At 56.7% G+C, this 20,130-nt stretch carries 18 protein-coding genes and 1 other RNA gene; 10 read left to right on the top strand and 9 right to left on the bottom strand.

What is annotated here, in order from left to right; genetic code table 11:
• Positions 1–2: 2 nt before the first annotated feature.
• Positions 3–764, top strand: coding sequence for a molybdopterin-synthase adenylyltransferase MoeB (moeB, locus tag V2154_RS06215; protein WP_353501498.1), 762 nt, complete (start codon positions 3–5; stop codon positions 762–764).
• A 267-nt stretch (positions 765–1,031) separates the two neighbouring features.
• On the opposite strand, the gene V2154_RS06210 is transcribed toward moeB, so the two are convergent.
• Complete coding sequence (locus V2154_RS06210) at positions 1,032–2,627, bottom strand: ABC-F family ATPase (RefSeq protein ID WP_072009864.1); 1,596 nt, start codon at positions 2,625–2,627, stop codon at positions 1,032–1,034.
• A 242-nt stretch (positions 2,628–2,869) separates the two neighbouring features.
• Between V2154_RS06210 and V2154_RS06205 the strand changes: the two genes are divergently transcribed.
• From V2154_RS06205 to V2154_RS06180, 6 genes are all read left to right on the top strand, one after another.
• Positions 2,870–4,015: an ankyrin repeat domain-containing protein gene (locus V2154_RS06205; protein WP_353501497.1), complete on the top strand. Its 1,146-nt coding sequence runs from the start codon at positions 2,870–2,872 to the stop codon at positions 4,013–4,015.
• A 74-nt stretch (positions 4,016–4,089) separates the two neighbouring features.
• Positions 4,090–4,479, top strand: a complete 390-nt coding sequence (locus V2154_RS06200; RefSeq protein WP_353501496.1) for a hypothetical protein — start codon at positions 4,090–4,092, stop codon at positions 4,477–4,479.
• An 89-nt stretch (positions 4,480–4,568) separates the two neighbouring features.
• Positions 4,569–5,810 carry a TolC family protein gene (locus tag V2154_RS06195; RefSeq protein WP_353501495.1) on the top strand — a complete coding sequence of 414 codons (1,242 nt, stop codon included), beginning with the start codon at positions 4,569–4,571 and terminating at the stop codon, positions 5,808–5,810.
• Positions 5,807–7,066 (top strand): efflux RND transporter periplasmic adaptor subunit, encoded by a 1,260-nt coding sequence (locus tag V2154_RS06190; protein WP_353501494.1) that lies wholly within the window; start codon positions 5,807–5,809, stop codon positions 7,064–7,066. The genes V2154_RS06195 and V2154_RS06190 overlap by 4 nt, the downstream gene beginning before the upstream one ends.
• The gene (locus V2154_RS06185) at positions 7,063–10,242 is read left to right on the top strand and encodes an efflux RND transporter permease subunit (RefSeq protein ID WP_353501493.1); all 3,180 of its coding nucleotides are present in this window, start codon (positions 7,063–7,065) and stop codon (positions 10,240–10,242) included. The genes V2154_RS06190 and V2154_RS06185 overlap by 4 nt, the downstream gene beginning before the upstream one ends.
• 1 nt (position 10,243) lies before the next feature.
• On the top strand, positions 10,244–10,600 hold the full coding sequence (locus V2154_RS06180) for a copper-binding protein (RefSeq protein WP_353501492.1): 357 nt from the start codon (positions 10,244–10,246) through the stop codon (positions 10,598–10,600).
• A 59-nt stretch (positions 10,601–10,659) separates the two neighbouring features.
• Here V2154_RS06180 and V2154_RS06175 read toward each other — a convergent pair whose 3' ends face one another.
• Positions 10,660–11,547 carry a nucleoside-specific channel-forming protein Tsx gene (locus V2154_RS06175; protein ID WP_353501491.1) on the bottom strand — a complete coding sequence of 296 codons (888 nt, stop codon included), beginning with the start codon at positions 11,545–11,547 and terminating at the stop codon, positions 10,660–10,662.
• 448 nt (positions 11,548–11,995) lie between these two features.
• Here V2154_RS06175 and V2154_RS06170 point away from each other — a divergent pair, with 448 nt between their 5' ends.
• Positions 11,996–12,457, top strand: a complete 462-nt coding sequence (locus V2154_RS06170; protein ID WP_353501490.1) for an Xre family toxin-antitoxin system antitoxin — start codon at positions 11,996–11,998, stop codon at positions 12,455–12,457.
• A complete protein-coding gene (locus V2154_RS06165; RefSeq protein WP_353501489.1) occupies positions 12,454–12,912 on the top strand; it encodes an RES family NAD+ phosphorylase in 459 nt (152 codons plus the stop codon). Before V2154_RS06170 ends, V2154_RS06165 begins: the two co-directional genes overlap by 4 nt.
• A gap of 11 nt (positions 12,913–12,923) precedes the next feature.
• Here the strand turns inward: V2154_RS06165 and V2154_RS06160 are convergent, their stop codons facing one another.
• Together V2154_RS06160 and V2154_RS06155 are read right to left on the bottom strand one after the other, a co-directional pair.
• On the bottom strand, positions 12,924–13,373 hold the full coding sequence (locus tag V2154_RS06160) for a DMT family transporter (protein WP_353501488.1): 450 nt from the start codon (positions 13,371–13,373) through the stop codon (positions 12,924–12,926).
• A 2-nt stretch (positions 13,374–13,375) separates the two neighbouring features.
• Positions 13,376–13,810 (bottom strand): DMT family transporter, encoded by a 435-nt coding sequence (locus V2154_RS06155; protein ID WP_034788958.1) that lies wholly within the window; start codon positions 13,808–13,810, stop codon positions 13,376–13,378.
• A gap of 101 nt (positions 13,811–13,911) precedes the next feature.
• On the opposite strand from V2154_RS06155, the gene V2154_RS06150 reads away from it, so the two are divergent.
• On the top strand, positions 13,912–14,868 hold the full coding sequence (locus tag V2154_RS06150; protein ID WP_353501487.1) for a LysR family transcriptional regulator: 957 nt from the start codon (positions 13,912–13,914) through the stop codon (positions 14,866–14,868).
• 313 nt (positions 14,869–15,181) lie between these two features.
• Here V2154_RS06150 and V2154_RS06145 read toward each other — a convergent pair.
• From V2154_RS06145 to betI, 5 genes are all read right to left on the bottom strand, one after another.
• A non-coding RNA gene (locus V2154_RS06145) (RtT sRNA) lies at positions 15,182–15,263 on the bottom strand.
• 396 nt (positions 15,264–15,659) lie between these two features.
• Positions 15,660–16,142, bottom strand: a complete 483-nt coding sequence (locus V2154_RS06140) for a GNAT family N-acetyltransferase (RefSeq protein ID WP_353501486.1) — start codon at positions 16,140–16,142, stop codon at positions 15,660–15,662.
• A 105-nt stretch (positions 16,143–16,247) separates the two neighbouring features.
• Positions 16,248–17,933 carry a choline dehydrogenase gene (gene betA, locus V2154_RS06135; RefSeq protein ID WP_353501485.1) on the bottom strand — a complete coding sequence of 562 codons (1,686 nt, stop codon included), beginning with the start codon at positions 17,931–17,933 and terminating at the stop codon, positions 16,248–16,250.
• Between the two features lie 24 nt (positions 17,934–17,957).
• Positions 17,958–19,430 carry a betaine-aldehyde dehydrogenase gene (gene betB, locus V2154_RS06130; RefSeq protein WP_353501484.1) on the bottom strand — a complete coding sequence of 491 codons (1,473 nt, stop codon included), beginning with the start codon at positions 19,428–19,430 and terminating at the stop codon, positions 17,958–17,960.
• A 33-nt stretch (positions 19,431–19,463) separates the two neighbouring features.
• Positions 19,464–20,063, bottom strand: a complete 600-nt coding sequence (gene betI / locus V2154_RS06125; protein ID WP_353501483.1) for a transcriptional regulator BetI — start codon at positions 20,061–20,063, stop codon at positions 19,464–19,466.
• Positions 20,064–20,130: the final 67 nt, after the last annotated feature.

Below are 20,130 nucleotides of genomic sequence, written 5' to 3'. Positions count from 1 at the left end.
CGATGAATACACTGCCTGAACTGACTGACGCCGAAACCCTGCGCTACAACCGCCAAATAGTGCTGAAGGGCTTTGATTTCGACGGGCAGGAGAAGCTGAAAGCCAGCCAGGTGCTGGTAGTTGGGCTGGGCGGTTTAGGCTGTGCCGCCGCGCAATATTTGGCGGCGGCGGGCGTAGGTTCAATGACGCTGTTGGACTTCGACACCGTGTCGCTCTCCAACCTGCAACGGCAGATTCTGCACACCGACGCGCGCATCGGCATGCCTAAAGTAGCCTCTGCTGCCGAGGCTCTGGCGGCAATTAACCCGCACGTGGCGCTGACGCAGATTGACCACCAGTTGGACGAAAGCGAGTTGCAGGACGTCATCGCTCGCTGTGATTTAGTGCTGGATTGCACCGACAACGTGGCCATTCGCGACCAGCTAAACCGCGCCTGTTTCCAGCTCAAAACGCCTTTGGTATCAGGGGCCGCCATCCGCATGGAAGGCCAGCTGAGCGTGTTTACCTATCAGCCGGACGAGCCTTGCTATCGCTGCCTCAGCCGACTGTTTGGCGAAAACGCCCTGACCTGCGTCGAAGCCGGCGTTATGGCCCCGCTGGTCGGCACCATTGGCAGCCTGCAAGCCATGGAAGCCATCAAACTGCTCACCCACTTCGGCCAAACCCTGCGCAGCCGATTACTGATGTTTGACGCCATGACCATGCAGTTCAGAGAGATGAAACTGACCAAACACGCCGGATGCGAAGTTTGCGGCAATCCTTAAACGCTAATTTCACGCATAAAAAAACCGCCTCTCGGGGCGGTTTTTTGTGGAGCATTTAACTGGCAATCCTCAAAATCATTCGTGCTGCATCAAGGCGAGCGCGGGCAGCCAACGCCGAGGAAGCGCTAAGGACATCACTCTAATCCTCAAAATCATTCGTGCTGCATCTAGGCGGCAACTAAGCGAGACCCCGGGAGCATACATCAGTATGTGACCGGGGCGAGCGCGGGCAGCCAACGCCGAGGCAGCGCGAAGGATGCAGAGGATTTAGTTATCGATGCCCTTGCTACGCAGATAATCTTCGTACGTACCTGAGAAATCGACAATCTTGTTCGGCGTGATCTCGATGATGCGCGTTGCCAAGGAACTCACGAACTCGCGGTCATGGGAAACGAAGATCAGCGTGCCTTCGTACATCTCCAGCGCCATGTTCAGTGATTCGATGGACTCCATATCCATGTGGTTGGTTGGCTCATCCATAATCAGGATGTTTGGACGATGCATCATCAGTTTGCCGAAAAGCATGCGGCCTTTCTCACCACCAGACAGCACTTTTACTTTCTTCTTGATATCGTCCTGACCAAACAGCAAACGGCCTAAGATGCCGCGAACTGCCTGCTCGTCATCCTTTTCGGATTTCCACTGGCTCATCCAGTCGAATACGTTCAGCGTCTCATCGAATTCATATTCGTGATCCTGCGCGTAGTAACCGATTTTGGCGTTTTCGGACCATTTCACGCTGCCGCTGTCTGGCTCAAGGTCGCCTACCAGCGTTTTTAGCAAGGTCGATTTACCGATACCGTTGGCACCGAGAATGGCGACCTTCTCGCCCACTTCCAGCATCAAACCCAAGTTTTTAAACAGCGGGCCGTTATCAAAACCTTTGGTGAGTTTTTCCACTTCCAGCGCGTTACGGAACAGCTTCTTATCCTGCTCGAAACGGATGAAGGGGTTTTGGCGGCTGGACGCTTTGATTTCGTCGAGCTGAATTTTATCAATCTGACGGGCACGCGAGGTCGCCTGTTTAGATTTAGAGGCGTTGGCACTAAAGCGGCTCACGAAAGATTGCAGCTCAGCGATTTGCGCTTTCTTCTTGGCGTTGTCGGCAGTCAGGCGCTCACGAGCCTGAGTGGCCGCTGTCATGTACTCGTCGTAATTGCCCGGATAAACGCGCAGTTCACCGTAGTCCAGATCCGCCATATGAGTACAGACCATGTTCAGGAAGTGACGGTCATGCGAAATGATGATCATGGTGCTGTTACGCTCGTTCAGCACCTGCTCCAGCCAGCGAATGGTATCGATGTCCAGGTTGTTCGTCGGTTCGTCGAGCAGCAGAATTTCTGGGTCGGAGAACAGCGCCTGAGCCAGCAATACGCGCAGTTTAAAGCCCGGCGCGATTTCGCTCATCGGGCCATAATGTTGCTCAACCGGAATACCCACGCCGAGCAGCAGCTCACCGGCGCGAGATTCCGCGCTGTAGCCATCCATTTCGCCGTAAGCCACTTCCAGATCGGCCACTTTATAGCCGTCTTCTTCGCTCATTTCTGGCAAGGCGTAAATACGGTCACGCTCTTCTTTCACGGCCCACAGCTCGGTGTGGCCCATGATAACGGTGTCGAGAACGGAGAATTTCTCGAACGCAAATTGGTCCTGACGCAGCTTACCCAGACGTTCGTTCGGGTCGAGCACGACGTTACCCCCGGAAGGCACTAAGTCGCCGCCGAGGATCTTCATGAAAGTGGATTTACCACAGCCGTTCGCGCCGATCAGGCCATAACGGTTGCCGCCGCCAAATTTCACGGAAATATTTTCAAATAACGGCTTGCTGCCGAATTGCATGGTGATGTTGTAAGTACTTAACACAACGCTCGCTCTTAATTAGGAATGTGATTTGGCGCGCATTATGCCACAACGCCACAAGGAGATCGCCTCCTGGCGTGGTCATTTTTCAGGCAGGTGGTAGGTATTTGTCCGAGGAAGGGCATGACGCGGCGCTAATTTGCGTTATTTTCGGAACCGAAGCCGTTTCAAGACCACTTATTGGGAAATCCCCTGCTGACAGGCGGGGTTCTATTGGCATTAACTGGTCAACTAAGCGAGACGTCATGGAAGTTCAAAAACACGGACATCTGCCGAGCGAGCTGCTGCACAACGTTTTTTCAAACCTGAAAGATGATGCAAAGTCGCTGGCGGCGATGTCAGAGACGGACAAGCACAGCCGCGCCAATGCGCTCTACACCTTCAGCACCTTCCCCGAGGGCGAGAAGCAGCAACAGTTGCTTAAAGCCGTGCTGGGGCGGGATGAAAAAACCGTGCGTTTTATTCTTTCCAGCCGCATTAATCCTGACTTGATTAATAAGCCGACGCATTTCCAGCACGGCTCGCATAATGCCTGGGCCTGCGCGGTCTCTGGCTCGCGGAAAGAGATCGTCAACATGCTGGCGTCCTACCCCGGCGCGGTGCCGACGGCGGAGAATCTGCGTCAGGCTTTGCTGCATTATGACTCATCCCTATTCCCCATCATGCTGAACAAAGCCCTGAGCGCCAACCCGAACCTGTTACAGAAGGAAGGCACCGGCTTGCTCAACTCGGCGATTGGGCAGATGAAGCATGAGCTCATTTCGTCGCTCATCCAACACGCCGGGGTGGATATCAATAATACGCTGGCGGATAGCAACCAGACGCCACCGCTGAGCCGGGCGATTCAGCGCGGGGACAAGCAGAGCGTCAGCGCGCTGCTCAACTCACCCAACATTGATGTCAACAAAGGCGACCGCCAAGGCAACACGCCGCTGCATATTGTGCTGAGTAAGGACTTGCCGAGCCGCAGCATGACCGAGAGCCTGCTCAACGACCGACGCCTCGACCCCAACCAGAAGAACGCCAGCGGCCAGTCGCCGCTGCATATGCGCAGCCGGTTCAGCGGCGTGACTTTTATGCACAATCAGTATGTGAAAACCCTGTCCCAGCCCGATATGAAACCCATGAAACTGCTGCTGTCGCGCCCCGACGTTGACGTCAATTTGCAGGACAATCACAAGGGCGACACGGCGCTGCACATCTGCGCCAAATCCGGCAACACCCAAGGCATCGCCCTGCTACTCAGCCACCCGAATATCAATTTGAATGTAAAGAATCGACAGGGTGAGACGGCCCGCGACGTGGCAAAACGCTATAAAAACCCGGAGATCTCCCAGATGTTAAAGCAGGATAATTCGTTGATGAGTAAAGTGAAAAACTGGAAGATCTAGTTTGGAAGCTGCTGTCACGTTTTGTTAATTATCAGCAGATGCAAATTTCAAACACTTAACTTACACTCCGGTTCATGAAAAAGATCCGTCTGCTTATTTTGCTGATTTTGTCCATTACGCTGCCCTCTCTGGGGCTGGCGTCGATGAACTTGATGGCGCAATGTAATCTGATGACGGAAACCTCGTCCAGCGCTGCGACTATCCCCACCATGGCGGGCATGAGCGGCATGGATGGGATGCCTGATGACTGCATGGCGAGCAAAAACGCCCTGTCCTCTTCGCACGGCAAACAGCAGAGCGGCCAAAACTGTAAGTTTGGCTCTAACTGCAACCTCAACACCATTTTGACCTCCTTTGTTCCGCTGAATTTATCTGCGCCTTACCACGCAGAGGCTCAACCTACCCCGGAAACTCCCTTTTCTCCTCCTCTTGAAGGCCAGTGGCGCCCTCCTCGGCTTGCGTGATTCTTAACGACTGTTAACGCCGTCCAGCCTGTGGCTTGGCGGAATAGGTATGCCATCGCGCGTGCCGTTACTTTCATGGGATCACCACGATGTCCTTCAAATCGTTCTATCTTCCTGCCCAGCTTTTGCTGGTGGGACTTGCGCCCTTGGCTCACGCCGCGCCGCTGACCTTCAGCTATGCGGTGAGCAGCGCGTTACAGCAATCACCTGAACTCTCTGCCAGCCAAACCGCCGTGCGCTCGGCGCAGTCCTCGGCTATTCCGGCCGGTGCCTTGCCTGACCCGAAACTGGTGACCGGCATCGACAACTTTCCCATCTCCGGCCCGGCCGCCAACTCCTTCACCGAAGAGTCCATGACCATGGAGAAGCTCGGCGTGATGCAGGATTTCCCCAACGCCGCCAAGCGCGACGCGCGGGAAGATGTCGCCAGCGTGCAAATCCAGCAAGCCGGATCACAACACCATGTGTTGCAAGTCGACGTGGCACAGGGCGCGGCCGTGGCATGGATAACCCGCTATTACCTCGAAGAACAGCTCGGGCTATTGCAGCAGCTTGAGCATGAAAATGACGCGCTGGGCAAAGCCCTACAGGCTCAGGTGGTTTCTGGGCGCACGGGCCTTGCCGACTCGCTGAATGCCGATGAAAAACGGGCAGACTTGGCGGATCGCGAAGACCAGCTGCGCCGCGAACTGCGCGTTGCCACCGCCACCCTCAGCCGCTATATCGGGCAGGATGCCGAGCAGCCGCTGGTCGGCCACGCCCCGGACCTGCCGGTGGATGGCGCGAGCTACCTCAAGTCCTTGCAAAAAACCGCCAAAATTCAGGCTTTCAACAGCGATACCGCCAAGGCTAAAGCCGAGCTGCGCGCCGCCGAAGCGGAGAAAAAGCCGGACTGGAGCGTGGAGTTGGATTACCAGCGCCGCGACCCGATGTACGGCAACATGGTGTCGGTGCAGTTTACCGTCGGCCTGCCGCTGTTTGCCGCCAGCCGCCAAGACCCGATCATCGCCGCCAAAACCCTCGACCTCACCCAAGTCGGCGAACTGCGCGACGCCGCCATTCGCCAATTAACCAACCAGTTGGACAACGATCTCGCCGACTACGCCACCCTCGGACGGCAGATCGCGCGCATCGACCAGCAGTGGCTGCCCCTCGCCCGGCAAAAAGTCTCTCTGCTCACCGCCGGTTATTCGCGCGGCACAAGCGACGGCGCGGCCCTGATTAATGCCCGCAGCGCGGTGCTTGAGCAGCAGCTGAGAAAAGCCGGTTTGCAAAGCCAGCGCGACCAGCTGGCCGCCGCCCTCTATTACACCTTTGCTGGAGTTCAATGATGACAAGTAAATCCTTCAAGCTGGCGGCTCTGGCACTGCTTTGCATCGCGGCTGGCGGCGCATCGGGCTATTGGCTGGCGAAAAGCCAAGCTTCGGCGGCGCAACAAGATCCGGCCAAAACCGCCACGGCGGCCGAGCCGAAAGCCCTCTATTGGTATGACCCAATGGCTCCAGCCCAGCATTTCGACAAGCCGGGTAAGTCGCCATTTATGGACATGCAGCTGGTGCCGAAATACGCCGACGCGGCAGACGCAACCACTGCGGACAGCGGCGTGAAAATTGACGGCGGCATGGTGCAGAACTTAGCGATTCGTTTAGCGCCGGTGGCCCAAGGGCCAATCACCTCCAGCATTCGCGCCGTGGCTAACGTGGTGCTCAATGACCGCGACGTGGCAATTGTGCAGGCGCGCAGCAACGGCTTTGTGCAGCGCAGCTACCCGTTGGCGGCGGGTGACGTAGTGGCCGCCGGTGCACCACTGGTGGATTTACTGATGCCAGACTGGGCGGGCGCTCAGGGGGAGTATCTGGCCCTGCTGCACGGCGGTGACAGCGCACTGCGCGCCGCAGCCAGACAGCGTCTGGTGCTGCTCGGCATGCCCGCCTCGCTGATTAATCAGGTCACGCGCAGCGGCAAGGCCCAGCCGGTCTACACCCTCACCGCGCCCATCAGCGGCGTGATCCAGTCACTCGACATTCGCCAAGGTATGACGGTCGCCAACGGCAGCACGCTGTTGCAGCTCAACGGCATCTCCAGCGTCTGGCTGCAAGTGGCGGTTCCCGAGGCGCAGGCCGCACAGGTGCAAAACGGGCAAATGGCGCAAATCAGCTTCCCGGCTTATCCCGGAAAAACCTTTAGCGGCAAAGTCAGCGCCATTCTCCCGGTGGCCGACGCGGCGAGCCGGACCCTAAACGTCAGGATTGAAGTTGCCAACCCGCAGCAACTGATCAGGCCGGGGATGTTTGCGCAGGTTAGCCTGCAAAGCAGCACTCAGGCTGACAGCCTGTCAGTGCCGAGCGAGGCGATTATTCGCACCGGCCTGCGCAACGTGGTGATTGTCAGCGAGGCTAACCACCACTTCGCGCCGGTAGAAGTCCAGCTTGGAGCTGAATCCGCAGGCCGCACTCAGGTGCTCTCCGGCCTGCAAGCGGGCCAGCAGGTGGTGGCTTCCGGCCAATTCCTGATTGATTCAGAAGCCAGCCTGCAGGGCGTTCTGGACAAGATGGACACGGCACAAAACGGAGGGACGCAGCCATGATCGCTCTGCTGATCCGCTGGTCTATCGCCAACCGTTTTCTGGTGTTAATGGCGACGCTGTTTATCGCCGCCGCCGGGATCTGGGCCATTAATACCACGCCGGTCGACGCCCTGCCGGACCTCTCCGACGTGCAGGTGATCGTGCGCACCAGCTATCCGGGGCAAGCGCCGCAAATCGTCGAGAATCAGGTCACCTACCCAATGACCACCACCATGCTGTCGGTGCCCGGCGCGCAGACGGTGCGCGGCTATTCGTTTTTCGGCGACTCCTTCGTCTACGTGATTTTCAAGGAAGGCACTGACCTCTACTGGGCGCGTTCGCGGGTGCTGGAGTATCTCAGCCAGGTACAGTCACGCTTACCGGCGGGGGCGAAACCGGCTCTCGGGCCAGACGCCACCGGGGTTGGCTGGGTGTATGAGTACGCGCTGGTGGATAAAAGCGGCAAGCACGACCTCAGCCAGCTGCGCGGCATACAGGACTGGTTCCTGCGCTTCGAGCTGAAAAGCCTGCCGAACGTGGCGGAGGTTGCCAGCATCGGCGGCATGGTCAAGCAGTACCAGATTGTGCTCGATCCGGTGAAAATGGCGGCCTACCGTATTCCTCAGCAAACCCTGGTTAACGCCGTGCAGCAGGCCAATCAGGAAGCCGGGGGTTCCGTGCTGGAGCTGGCGGAAACCGACTATATCGTGCGGGCTTCGGGCTACCTGAAGACCCTCGACGACTTCAGGAAAATCCCGCTCAGCGTTGAGAACGGCATTCCAATTACGCTGGGCGACGTGGCGACGGTGCAAGTGGGGCCGGAGCTGCGCCAAGGCGTGGCTGATCTTAATGGTCAGGGAGAGAGCGTCGGCGGCGTGATCGTGCTGCGTTCCGGCGAAAATGCCCGGGCGACCATTGCCAGCGTGAAGCAGAAACTGCACGAGTTGCAGCGCAGCCTGCCGGACGGCGTGGAAGTGGTGCCGGTGTATGACCGCAGCAAGCTGATTGATCGCTCCATCGACAACCTCACGCATAAATTAATTGAGGAATTTGTGGTGGTGACGCTGGTCTGCGCGCTGTTCCTGTGGCACTTCCGCTCGGCGCTGGTGGCGATCATCTCCCTGCCGCTTGGCATTATGCTTGCCTTTTTGCTGATGCGCATTCAGGGCATCAACGCCAACATGATGTCGCTGGCGGGCATTGCGATTGCCATTGGCGCGATGGTCGATGCCGCCATCGTGATGATTGAAAATGCCCATAAGAAGATTGAGCACTGGCGCGCCGAGCATCCCGGCGAGAAGCTGGAAGGTCAGGCGCACTGGCAGGTGATTAGCGACGCGGCGACGGAAGTCGGCCCGGCGCTATTCTTCAGCCTGCTGGTGATCACCCTGTCGTTTATTCCGGTCTTCACGCTGGAGTCGCAGGAGGGCAAGCTGTTCGGCCCGCTAGCCTTCACCAAAACCTACGCCATGGCCGGGGCTGCTCTGCTCTCCATCACGCTAGTGCCGGTACTGATGGGCTTTTGGATCCGTGGCCGAATTCCCGATGAAACCCGCAACCCGATTAACCGCGGCCTGACCCGGGTCTACCGGCCAATGCTCGACTGGGTGCTGCGCTGGCCTAAGCTGACGCTGCTGCTGGCGGCGCTGACGCTGTTTACCGTGGTATGGCCGCTAGACAAGATTGGCTCGGAGTTTTTGCCAGCCATTGACGAGGGCGACCTGCTGTATATGCCGTCGGCGCTGCCGGGGCTGTCGGTGTCCAAGGCTTCGCAACTGCTGCAACAGACCGACCGGCTGATTAAAACCGTGCCGGAAGTGCAAAGCGTATTCGGCAAAGCCGGGCGCGCCGAAAGTGCCACCGACCCCGCGCCGGTGGAAATGTTCGAAACCACCATTCAGTTCAAGCCGCGCGACCAGTGGCGTAAAGGCATGACGCCGGACAAACTGGTGCAAGAGCTGGACCGCGTGGTGAAGGTGCCGGGGCTGGCAAACATCTGGGTGCCGCCAATTCGTAACCGCATCGATATGCTGGCGACCGGAATTAAAAGCCCGATCGGCGTGCGTATTTTGGGGCCTTCGCTGGAGGCCATCGACCACACCGCGCAGGCCATCGAAAAGCTGGCGAAAAGCGTGCCGGGGGTGAACTCGGCACTGGCGGAACGCCTGAACGGCGGCCACTACATCGACGTGAACATCAACCGCGCCGAGGCCAGCCGCTACGGGCTGAACATTGCCGACGTGCAGGCGATTGTCTCCTCGGCGATTGGCGGCGCGAACATTGGCGAAACCGTCGAAGGGCTGGCGCGTTACCCCATCAACCTGCGCTATCCGCGCGAGATCCGCGATTCGCTCAACGGGCTGCGCGAGTTGCCGATTTACACGCCGTCCGGCCAGCAAATCACCCTCGGCACGGTCGCCGCGCTGGGCATTAGCTCTGGCCCAACCATGGTGAAAACTGAAAATGCCCGCCTGTCGGGGCTGGTATATATCGACGCGAATAGCCGCGACGTGACTTCGGTGGTCGAAAAACTGCGCCACGCGGTGGACCAGCAACTGCACCTGCCGCCGGGGGTCAGCGTTGAGTACGCCGGGCAATTCGAATACCTGCAACACGCGGTGCATCGGCTGAAACTGGTGGTTCCAGCCACCTTAGCCATCATCTTCCTGCTGCTGTATCTGATTTTCCGCCGGGTCGAAGAGGCCCTGCTGCTGATGTTCACCCTGCCGTTCGCCATGGTCGGCGGTATCTGGCTGCTCTACCTGCTCGGCTATAACTTGTCGATTGCCTCCGGCATTGGCTTTATCGCGCTGGCGGGGGTTTCGGCGGAGTTTGGGGTGATCATGCTGGTTTATTTGCGCCAAGCAATGCAGGCCCACAACCCGAACAACTTGCCAATCTCAGCGCGAGAAATGGATGAAGTTATCCGCGAAGGCGCGACCCTGCGCGTCAGGCCGAAAGCCATGACCGTGGCGGTTATTCTTGCAGGCCTGCTACCGATTCTTTGGAGCGGCGGCACGGGTTCTGAAGTGATGAGCAGAATTGCCGCGCCGATGGTCGGCGGCATGATAACTGCCCCGCTGCTGTCGATGTTTATTATCCCCGCACTCTGGCGCCTGCTTGCCGCGCGCCGCTTTGCACGCACCACCCCAACTGAAAACACCTCAATCATTCAACACAAAGAAGGAAGGAAATAACATGTCTAAACTCATCAAAACCCTCGCACTCTCTGCCGTCATTTTCGCCGCTGCGCCGCAGTTTGCTTCTGCTACCAGCATGTCGGGCGACATGGCCGGAATGGATATGTCGGGCAATAGCGCCAAAAGTGATGTCGCCAACGCCAGCGGTGTGGTGAAGAAAATCGACACCGCTAACGGCATGGTGACCTTGCAGCACGGTCCGATCCCGGCCATCCAGTGGCCAGCCATGACCATGGGCTTTAAAGTCGCCGATCCGGCGCTGCTGAACAATATTAAAGAAGGAGAAGAGGTGGATTTCAGCCTGAAGCCGGAGAACGGCAATCAGGTGGTGGTGGCGATTGCTGCCAAGAAATAAGCCCATAAAAAAACCCGGCTGCAAGGCCGGGTTTTTAACAATGTGCGCGAGGCATCTGATTAGAAGTTGTAACCGATAACCGCGTAGTAACCCCAGCCGGTAGACTTCACGTCGAAGTTGCCGTTGCCGAAGTTCAGCTCTGCGCCATCTTGCCACTGGCCGCCGTTGTGGAAGTAACGCGCCACGAAAGAGTAGTGCCAGTGGGTGTAGTTCAGAGAAAGAATGTGGCTTGACGCGACAGAGTTGCTTGAACGCGCTTTACGGCCGTTCACGTCTGCGAAGTCGTTGTCACCTAAATCTGAACCCCAGTCGAAGTTGGTGAACCCGATGTAGCTCAGGTTACCGCCCCACAGTGGGGTCAATGGAACGAAGTATTTCACTTTGAAACGGTAGCCGTCCCAGCTGTTTTCGTTCGCCGCACCGTAGTTTTCCCACTGGTATTTCGCATACACGTTCAGGGACAGGCTCATTGGCAGGTGAGTATCGATATCGGTACCCAGACCCATGAACCAGGTGTTCTGGCGGTTATCGCTGTTCGGGCCCATATCGTAGATATAGTTGTTCGCGAAGTACCACTCTTTGAACGGACCGAAGCTCAGGTCAGTGCCGGTCAGCTTGTCGATAGAGAAGCGAGGTTCGATTTCCATAAACAGTGGAGAACCGTTCTTATCCCAGATACCGGTGTCGTTACCGTTACCCGCGCCGAAAGTCTTAGGAATATCGATATAGCCGTAGAAATCGAACCAGTCTTTGTGTGCAAAAGCTTCATATTCGAGGTAGACGTCGTTACGGATGGTTGGTCCGAAACGCGTATCCGCGCTGCCCACCACGTTAACGCTTTGATGCCACCAGTCAGAAACGAATTCGCCTTGTGTGTCGTCAGCCAGTACGGTCGCGCTGTAAGACAAAGCTAAAAGTGCGCCAGCTGCAATTATTTTATTGTTCATTGATTTACCAGGGAGCGGTTAGAGAGCAACTCCTTTTGCCAGAAGGAGACAATTTTTACGAAACAGTCAGGTCGGATTTACAGGTTATTGTCCTGCTATATCTGACTAAATGTTTAAAACCGTAATTGGCGTGCCACATCACTACGCATAAAAAAGAATTCAAAACTGTGATCCGCAACCGATTGCGAGCCTTTAATACAAAGGCGCTGAAATTTCCAGTCGCCACAGTTCAGGTTCAAATTTTGTTAGCTAATAAATAGATTTGGTCAATGTTTGTCAATTTCTGTTTCATCTTCATACACACTTTGTGTGATTGCCGTCACACAAAGTTCATAAATGGATGATAAGGGAGTGCAAAGAAAGCTTCGCAAATTGTGCCAAATACGTACACCTGCCATTTGTCGTGCTATAGTAATGACAATTAGCCGAATGATAAAAGGAGTCTGTTATGGAGAGTAAAATTTCAGAGCTGCATTCCAAAAACGCCCCACTTCCTGCAATGCGTTTGTGGCAATCTGCGGGGCTTCCCGCAAGTGGAGGAATCAGTTTGATTAACGCCATACAGAAAGGTTTTTCAGTTGATAGTATCAACCGTCTGAATGCCGAACTGGGATGGTCAAAAATGGCACTACTGGAAATAATGGGGATCAACGAGCGCAGTTTTGCTCGTCGTAAAGCCGAAAATGGGCTGTTGAAAACGGATGAAAGTGAGCGCGTAGCCCGCCTGATACGCATCGTTGACGCAGCAACCGATCTCTTCGAAGGCGACCGCAGCGCCGCCCTTGATTGGATACGTCGCCCTGCTCCCGCACTCGGCGGCGTGCCGCCGGTAGAGATGCTGGCTTCAGAAGCCGGTGCGTTAGAAGTCAACCGCCTGATTGGCCGTCTGGAATACGGGGTCTTTGGGTGAGGCTGTACCGCATCGTCAAGACCAAACACCTCTCCACCGCCTGGTCAGGAACCGGCGCCCAACTTTACGGCGGGCGCTGGAACCCTCCCGGCAAGCCGGTGGTCTATCTCGCCACCAGCATCTCACTGGCGATCCTTGAGATCATGGTCCATCTGCAAAGCAGCCTGTTACTTCAGTCTTACACCCTGCTGAGCATTGATATTCCTGATGAAAAACTGGAGCAGCTGAATCTCGACAACCTGAGCGAAGACTGGAAAGATCCCTCGCCACCGGACAGCACTCAGAGCCTCGGCGAAGCGTGGCTTCAGTCCGCCAGCAGCGTGGGTTTGCGCGTGCCGTCGGTGATCGTGCCCAGCGAATTCAACGTCATTGTGAATCCGCTGCACCCTGATTTTGCGCCACTGCTGGCGAGTGTTGAGAAGCAGCCGATGGCCTTCGATCCGCGCCTGATTTGACCCAAACGGTTTTAACGCGAACGGTCGCTGCGATAAATCAGCCACAGCGCGATAGCCAGACAAGGGATCGCCGCAAGACGATGCCATGAAAGCCCAATGGTGGGGTTGTGCAGCCAGCCAAAGTTATCAATCATCATCCCCATCGCCAGCTGGCCGAGGATCACCGCCACCGTCGCGGCGGCGGTGCCGATGCGCGGAACGGCAATCACCATGATGATGATGTAAGGCACGCCAAATAGCGCCCCCATAAGCTGCCACTTCGGCACGGTCAGCAGCGTGGCGGATTGCGGAGTTTGCAAAAACAGCACCAGCAACGCGGTAATGGCGGCACCCACGCCGAAGGTCAGAAAGGCGCTTTTTAATACTCCAACCTGCTCACCTAACTTGCCATTAACCGCCGCCTGCATGCTCAGCGCAGCACCGGCGATCACCGCCAACACAATCATAATCAATTCAGTCATCTTCAGCTCCAGGCAATCAGAATTAGCGCGGCGACAATAAACACCAGCGCCAGCAGGCGCTCACCGCCAACCTTCTTGGCCGTGGTGCCGAACCAGCCAAAATGATCAATCAACAGGCTTTTCGCCACCTGCCCAGAAAGCACGGCAATCATGGTTAAGCCGATACCAATCACCGGCGTCGCCAGCGTCAGCACGATGACGTAAACCGGCCCTAGCGCGCTGCCGAGCATTTGCCAGCCCGGCAGCTGGTTGTAGGACACCGCGTTGCGCGGGCCGAAGAACAGCACCAACAAGCCGGTCAGCACAGTGCCGACACCAAAGATGCTCAGCGTGGCCCATAGGTGCCCCACCTCTGTCCCCAGCGGACCAATCAGCCCCGCCTCCATCGACAACCCCATTCCCGCCAGCACTACCAGCGGTATTAACAACAGATTCATGGTTTTCCTGTTAATCAATTGGCAAAGATGCGGACTATAGCGTGGCATTTCATTGCAAAAAACAGGACAATCTCGAAAATACCTTTGCGAGAAACGCACAGATGGAAGGTTTTAATCAGATCAATTTCAAATCTCTAAAGCTGTTTGTCGCCGTATTGGATTTAGGGAGTTTTTCAGAAGTAGCGCGACGCGAAGCCCTCTCGCCATCAAGCGTATCGCGGGTTATCCAGCAGATGGAGCAAGCCCTGCAAACCCAACTGCTCTATCGCAATACCCGGGCCGTTAGCCCCACCGAGTCGGGCAAGTTGTTAGGCCACCATGCTCGACAGGTGTTGGACCAAATTGCCCAAGCCGAGCGCGGTTTGCAGGAGCAAGATCTGGAGCCGAGCGGCCTGGTTAAGATTAACGCGCCGATTGTCTTCGGCCAGCGCCACATCGCCCCTTGGCTGCACGAGCTGTGCGCCCGTTACCCCAAGTTGCAGATTGAGCTGATGCAGACCGATGATTTTATCGACCCACTGCATGACGCCACGGACTTGCTGATCCGCATTGGCGTGATGGCTGACTCCTCGCTGCAAGCCCGGACCTTGGCCGTGCAGCGATACTGTCTCGCCGCCAGCCCCGACTATCTGGCAAAAGCCGGGATGCCCACCTCGCCTGAAGATCTTCTGCAACACAGCTGTTTGGTTTTTAAAGGCTACGTAGGCTCCCAGCGCTGGTTCTTCCGCCCTAAGTCCTCTTCAGCACGCTCGTCTACAGAATGGCAAGCCTACAGCCTGCGCGGGGTACTCACGGGCAACAACGCCGAGACCCTGACTCAGTCAGCCATCAACGGCATGGGGCTGGTGGTGTTCCCTACATGGCTCATTGGTGAGGCACTGCACGACGGTCGACTGGTCAGCGTGCTAGAGGAGTATCAAGTCTCAACCCAGCTTGAAACTCCAACCATCTCCGCGCTCTACCCACAGGGGAAACGGCTGTCGCTGAAGGTTCGGGCGGTGATTGATTTTCTGGTAGAGAAATATGGGGAGAAGCCTTATTGGGAGGGGGGTAATTGAGGAATTACTGGGCCTTTTTAAATTCAACTTCAAGTTCAAGTTCAAGACCTTGCGTTGCCACGCAAACTGGCCTTAAGGTCAACACCGTGCGCTGCCGCCACACCGGCAAAACCTTGCGTTGCCACGCAAACGGGCCTTAAGGTCAACACCGTGCGCTGCCGCCACACCGGCCTCAAGGGGCGCCTATCGCCGCGCCCCTTGAGAATCCCCGGCTCTTTACTCCACGCTGCCGCTCGCTGAGCGGACATGTTTCAGCTACTTCCGTTATCCACCGCAAAATGTCGCCGCTTAGGCGGTACCTTCGCTTCAGGCTTACTCGGCCTCTGGCCTCGCCCTTCGGGTCGTTGCTTTGCAACGCTGTCTCGCTTCGCTCGGCTCGAGCCCTAGGTCTCGAACCATTCGCTCAGCGCCATTTTTGACTGCGGTTTTGAGGCATTTCAACCGAGCCGTTTCAGTGGTTTTTTGTCTTGCTCCCTCCCCCTTTTCTGGGGGAGGAGCAGAACATCACTCCCCTGAAACGGCACGGTCTAAATGCCAGTAAGTCGCGTTCAGAAGTGACGCCGAGCAAGAGGTGGAAAACCGCGTGTTTTTTACGCGGGTTGGAATCCCGCAGCGAGGATACCGCCTAAGCGGCGGCACTTCGCGACGAACACGATGGCTGCTGAAACATGTCCATTCCAACTCTGCGCAGCCTCGATCTTCCAGTGGCAAAAAACGCAGGATTCCAAAGGGTTTCGTTTAAAACCCTTTGGGCCAGTGTGGGCGGCGAGCCCACGGTTTTGACCTTGACTTTAAAGTTCACCGCTCAGGCCGCCCCCCTTTAACCTCATACTTATATGCGGGATCCCATCTTCATCATAAATATCCGTGTAAGCCACAAACCCGAAACTGCCGTAGAATTTCTGCAAATGGGCCTGTGCGGAAAGGATAACGTCGGCGTCGGGCCAGTGCTTTTTACAAGATTGCAGTGCCCTTTCCATTAGCTGATAACCGAGCTTCAGGCCTCGGGCGGCGGGGGCGATGATCACGCGGCCAATCGCCACTTCGCCGTCCAGGTCGAGGATGCGCAGATATGCCACCGGCTGGCCGTTTTGCCAGCCAATGATGTGGCGGTTTTCGCCCACCAAATCGCGGCCATCAATATCCTGATAAATACAGTTTTGCTCCACCACAAACACGTCGCTGCGCAGGGCCAGAATGGCGTAAAGCTGGGCGACATTGAGTTTACTGTGGTGTACATCCTGCCAAAGAATGTCCTTGTTTGAATCCGTCATAAAATTCCCGCTCCTGCCGCACAGTGCCGTAGCCAAAAAAAAGAGATAACCCGAAGATTATCTCTTTTTATCATGTCCAGACGATAAAGACAGTCTAGCTATTTATCAGAGTAATGGTTTAGCCGCTTCTTTTCTTACCGGCGCGCCGTTGGCCTGATAATAATCCGCCGTGCTCTTCGGCAAGGCTTCGCGTCCACGGATCTTATCAGCGATTTTCTCGGCGATCATGATGGTGGTCGCATTCAGGTTACCAGTGATGATTTGCGGCATGATTGACGCATCCACCACGCGCAGGCCTTGCATACCGTGCACGCGCCCCTGCCCGTCTACCACGGCCATCTCGTCGCTACCCATTTTGCATGAACAAGACGGGTGGAACGCCGTCTCGGCATGTTCACGGATAAAGGCGTCGAGCTGCTCGTCGGTCTGAACATCTGCGCCCGGACTGATTTCTCGGCCACGGTACGGGTCCAGCGCTGGCTGGGCCATGATCTCACGGGTGATACGGATCGCATCGCGGAACTCGTGCCAATCCTGCTCGCTCGACATGTAGTTGAACAGAATGCTCGGGTGCTGGCGCGGATCTTTCGACTTCACCTGCACGCGGCCGCGACTTGGCGAGCGCATTGAGCCAACGTGAGCCTGGAAGCCGTGCTCGTTCACCGCGTTGCTGCCGTTGTAGTTAATGGCAACCGGCAGGAAGTGATACTGAATGTTCGGCCACTCAAACTCTTCGCGGCTGCGGATAAAGCCGCCGGCCTCGAACTGGTTGCTGGCACCCACGCCAGTGCCGTTGAACAGCCACTCGGCACCGATTTTCGGCTGGTTGAACCATTGTAGCGCCGGATAGAGTGACACCGGCTGAGTACAGCTGTACTGCAAGTACATTTCCAGATGGTCCTGCAAGTTCTCGCCAACGCCCGGCAAGTCATGCACCACGGGAATATCCAGACTATTTAACAGTTCGGACGGGCCGACGCCGGAGCGTTGCAGAATCTGTGGAGAAGCAATCGCCCCGCCGCACAGCAGCACTTCGCGTTTGGCTTTCGCCGTTTTGGCATTGTACTCGTCGCCTTTGAAGTAGCTCACGCCCACGGCGCGCTTGCCTTCAAATAGGATCTTGTCGGTCATCGCATGAGTGACAATCGTCAGGTTAGCGCGCGATTTCGCCTGATCCAAATAACCCCGCGCGGTACTGGCGCGGCGGCCTTTTGGCGTCACTGTGCGATCCATCGGGCCGAAGCCTTCCTGCTGGTGGCCGTTCAAGTCGTCGGTGCGCGGATAACCGGCCTGCACGCCTGCTTCAATCATGGCGTGGAACAGCGGATTATTGCCATTCTTCGGCGTCGCAACGCTCACCGGACCATCGCCGCCGTGGAAATCGTTCGGCCCGATGTCGCGAGTTTCAGCTTTGCGGAAGTACGGCAGGCAGTCGAGGTAGCTCCAGTCTTCCAGACCCGGCGCTTTCGCCCAGTTGTCGAAGTCCATCGCGTTACCACGGATGTAGCACATACCGTTAATCAGCGACGAGCCGCCCAGCCCTTTACCACGGCCACACTCCATGCGGCGGTTGTTCATAAATGGCTCTGGGTCAGTTTCGTAGGCCCAGTTGTAACGCTTCCCCTGTAGCGGGAAAGCCAGCGCCGCAGGCATCTGCGTGCGGAAATCCAGACGATAATCTGGGCCGCCCGCCTCCAGCAGCAGCACGTTGACGCTGCTGTCTTCGGTTAAACGGGTCGCTAATACGTTGCCGGCTGAACCGGCACCAATGATGATGTAATCGTAATCCATTCAATTCTCCTATGCGGTGGCGGATTAAAAGACCGAACTGTATTCGCCCAGCTCAACCTGCACGGATTTAATCTGAGTGTAATGCTCAAGGGTGCTCACGCCGTTTTCGCGGCCTACGCCAGAGTGCTTGTAGCCCCCCACTGGCATGGCAGCGTCAGACTCGCCCCAGGTGTTGATCCAGCAGATACCGGCTTCCAACTGGTGGATAACGCGGTGTGCGGTGTTCAGGTCCTGTGTCACCAGGCCCGCCGCCAGACCGTATTCGGTATCGTTGGCGCGGCGCACCACTTCTTCTTCGCTCTCGTAAGACAGGATGCTCATTACCGGCCCGAAGATCTCTTCGCGGACGATTTTCATGTCGTCTTTACAGTCGGTGAATACCGTCGGTGCGACGTAAGCGCCCTTGGCGTAATCGCCGATGATGATGCGCTCGCCGCCCGCTAACAGACGCGCGCCTTCGCTTTTGCCGCTTTCGATGTAGCGCAGCACGGATTCCATGTGTGCGAAGCTGACCAGTGGCCCGAAGTTGACGTTTTCGTCAGTCGGGTCGCCGAGGCGAATACGCTGAACGCGCTCCAGAATTTTGGCTTCGAACTCAGCTTTGCGGGTTGCGGGCACAAACACGCGGGTGCCGTTGGTGCAGACCTGACCTGAGCTGTAGAAGTTCGCCATCATGGCGATATCTGCGGCTTTATCGAGATCAGCGTCTGGGAAGATGATCAGCGGAGATTTACCACCCAGCTCCATGGTCACGTCTTTCAGCGTGGAGGCCGATGCGCTGGCCATCACTTTCTTGCCGGTCGCTACGCCGCCGGTGAAGGATACTTTCGCGATGTGCGGATGGTCGGTCAGGGCCTGGCCGACGCTCGCGCCGCTGCCGGTTACCACGTTAAACACGCCATTCGGCACGCCCGCTTCGGTGAAGATTTCAGCCAGTTTCAGCGCGGTGAGCGAAGTCACTTCGCTCGGTTTGAAAATCATCGCGTTACCCGCAGCCAGCGCCGGAGCAGACTTCCACAGTGCGATTTGAATCGGGTAGTTCCATGCGCCAATGCCTGCCACTACGCCCAGCGGCTCGCGGCGGGTGTAGACGAAGGAAGAGTCGCGCAGTGGGATCTGCTGGCCTTCGAGCGCAGGGATAAGCCCGGCGTAATATTCCAGCACGTCAGCGCCGGTGACGATATCCACGGCGGTGGTTTCAGACAGCGGCTTACCGGTGTCTGCGGTTTCGATAGCAGCCAGCTCGTCATTCCGCTCGCGCAGAATATCCACTGCACGACGTAAAATGCGCGAACGCTGCATCGCGGTCATTGCTGCCCACTCTTTCTGGCCTTTAATCGCCGCGTTAACTGCCAGATCAACGTCTTCGGCAGTCGCGTTTGGCAAGGTGGCAATGACTTCGCCATTGGCCGGGTTGATGGCGTCAAACGTCTCGTTGCCGGTGCTTTCCTGATAGCGTCCATCGATATACAGTTTTTGTGTGCCGTAGCGGGACATAATTAACTTCTCCTCGGTCAGTGCGGTCTGAATTTAGGCCTTCGGCGCGGGGGCCGAAATTTGTGATTCAATGAAGCGATAAGTAATTTGTAGCGCTTCTTCGCGGTTAAATGGCTTGCCACTCAGGGCTGACCTCAACCACAGGCCGTCGATTAATCCGGCCATACCTTTCGCGGCAACGCGCGCCGCGTCTTTCGGTAAAAACCGCCTAAACTCAGAACATAAATTTGAATAGAGTCGGCGACTGTTCACTTGCTGTAGGCGGTGCAACTGAGGGTGATGCATGCTACTGGCCCAAAAAGCCAGCCAGGTTTTCATCGCCGCGCCATTGGTCTGGCTGTCGTCGAAGTTGGCCTGAGCAATTGCGTGCAAACGTGCCGTTGGTGCGTCGTCGTCCAGCTGCGCCAGTCGCGCCTGCACCCCTTCCCCCAAATGACTGAGCAAATAACGCATGGTGGCTTCCAGCAGACCATTCTTGTCACGGAAATAGTGACTGATGATGCCGTTGGACACTCCAGCGCGGCGGGCAATTTGCGAAATCGATGCTTCATGCATCCCCACTTCGTTCACTGCTGCCAGCGTTGCCTCAATCAATTGCTGCCGTCTAATTGGCTGCATTCCTACTTTGGGCATGGGTACAACTCCTGAAAAATCGGTCTTCCGAAACCTATTTTTTAACCATGATTTCGGACGTTCTTAA

The organism is Ewingella sp. CoE-038-23, assembly GCF_040419245.1.
GTDB lineage: Bacteria > Pseudomonadota > Gammaproteobacteria > Enterobacterales > Enterobacteriaceae > Ewingella > Ewingella allii.
The sequence above is the reverse complement of the archived record's forward strand: the minus strand, read 5'-3'. Positions and strand labels throughout refer to the sequence as shown.

Excerpts from the sequence above, each read along its gene's own strand:
- V2154_RS06160 (WP_353501488.1), bottom strand. The coding sequence starts at position 13,373 with ATGACTGAATTGATTATGATTGTGTTGGCGGTGATCGCCGGTGCTGCG.
- V2154_RS06200 (WP_353501496.1), top strand. The coding sequence starts at position 4,090 with ATGAAAAAGATCCGTCTGCTTATTTTGCTGATTTTGTCCATTACGCTG.
- betA (WP_353501485.1), bottom strand. The coding sequence starts at position 17,933 with ATGGATTACGATTACATCATCATTGGTGCCGGTTCAGCCGGCAACGTA.
- V2154_RS06175 (WP_353501491.1), bottom strand. The coding sequence starts at position 11,547 with ATGAACAATAAAATAATTGCAGCTGGCGCACTTTTAGCTTTGTCTTAC.
- V2154_RS06170 (WP_353501490.1), top strand. The coding sequence starts at position 11,996 with ATGGAGAGTAAAATTTCAGAGCTGCATTCCAAAAACGCCCCACTTCCT.
- V2154_RS06155 (WP_034788958.1), bottom strand. The coding sequence starts at position 13,810 with ATGAATCTGTTGTTAATACCGCTGGTAGTGCTGGCGGGAATGGGGTTG.
- V2154_RS06205 (WP_353501497.1), top strand. The coding sequence starts at position 2,870 with ATGGAAGTTCAAAAACACGGACATCTGCCGAGCGAGCTGCTGCACAAC.
- V2154_RS06150 (WP_353501487.1), top strand. The coding sequence starts at position 13,912 with ATGGAAGGTTTTAATCAGATCAATTTCAAATCTCTAAAGCTGTTTGTC.
- V2154_RS06140 (WP_353501486.1), bottom strand. The coding sequence starts at position 16,142 with ATGACGGATTCAAACAAGGACATTCTTTGGCAGGATGTACACCACAGT.
- moeB (WP_353501498.1), top strand. The coding sequence starts at position 3 with ATGAATACACTGCCTGAACTGACTGACGCCGAAACCCTGCGCTACAAC.
- V2154_RS06195 (WP_353501495.1), top strand. The coding sequence starts at position 4,569 with ATGTCCTTCAAATCGTTCTATCTTCCTGCCCAGCTTTTGCTGGTGGGA.
- V2154_RS06185 (WP_353501493.1), top strand. The coding sequence starts at position 7,063 with ATGATCGCTCTGCTGATCCGCTGGTCTATCGCCAACCGTTTTCTGGTG.
- betB (WP_353501484.1), bottom strand. The coding sequence starts at position 19,430 with ATGTCCCGCTACGGCACACAAAAACTGTATATCGATGGACGCTATCAG.
- V2154_RS06190 (WP_353501494.1), top strand. The coding sequence starts at position 5,807 with ATGATGACAAGTAAATCCTTCAAGCTGGCGGCTCTGGCACTGCTTTGC.
- betI (WP_353501483.1), bottom strand. The coding sequence starts at position 20,063 with ATGCCCAAAGTAGGAATGCAGCCAATTAGACGGCAGCAATTGATTGAG.
- V2154_RS06180 (WP_353501492.1), top strand. The coding sequence starts at position 10,244 with ATGTCTAAACTCATCAAAACCCTCGCACTCTCTGCCGTCATTTTCGCC.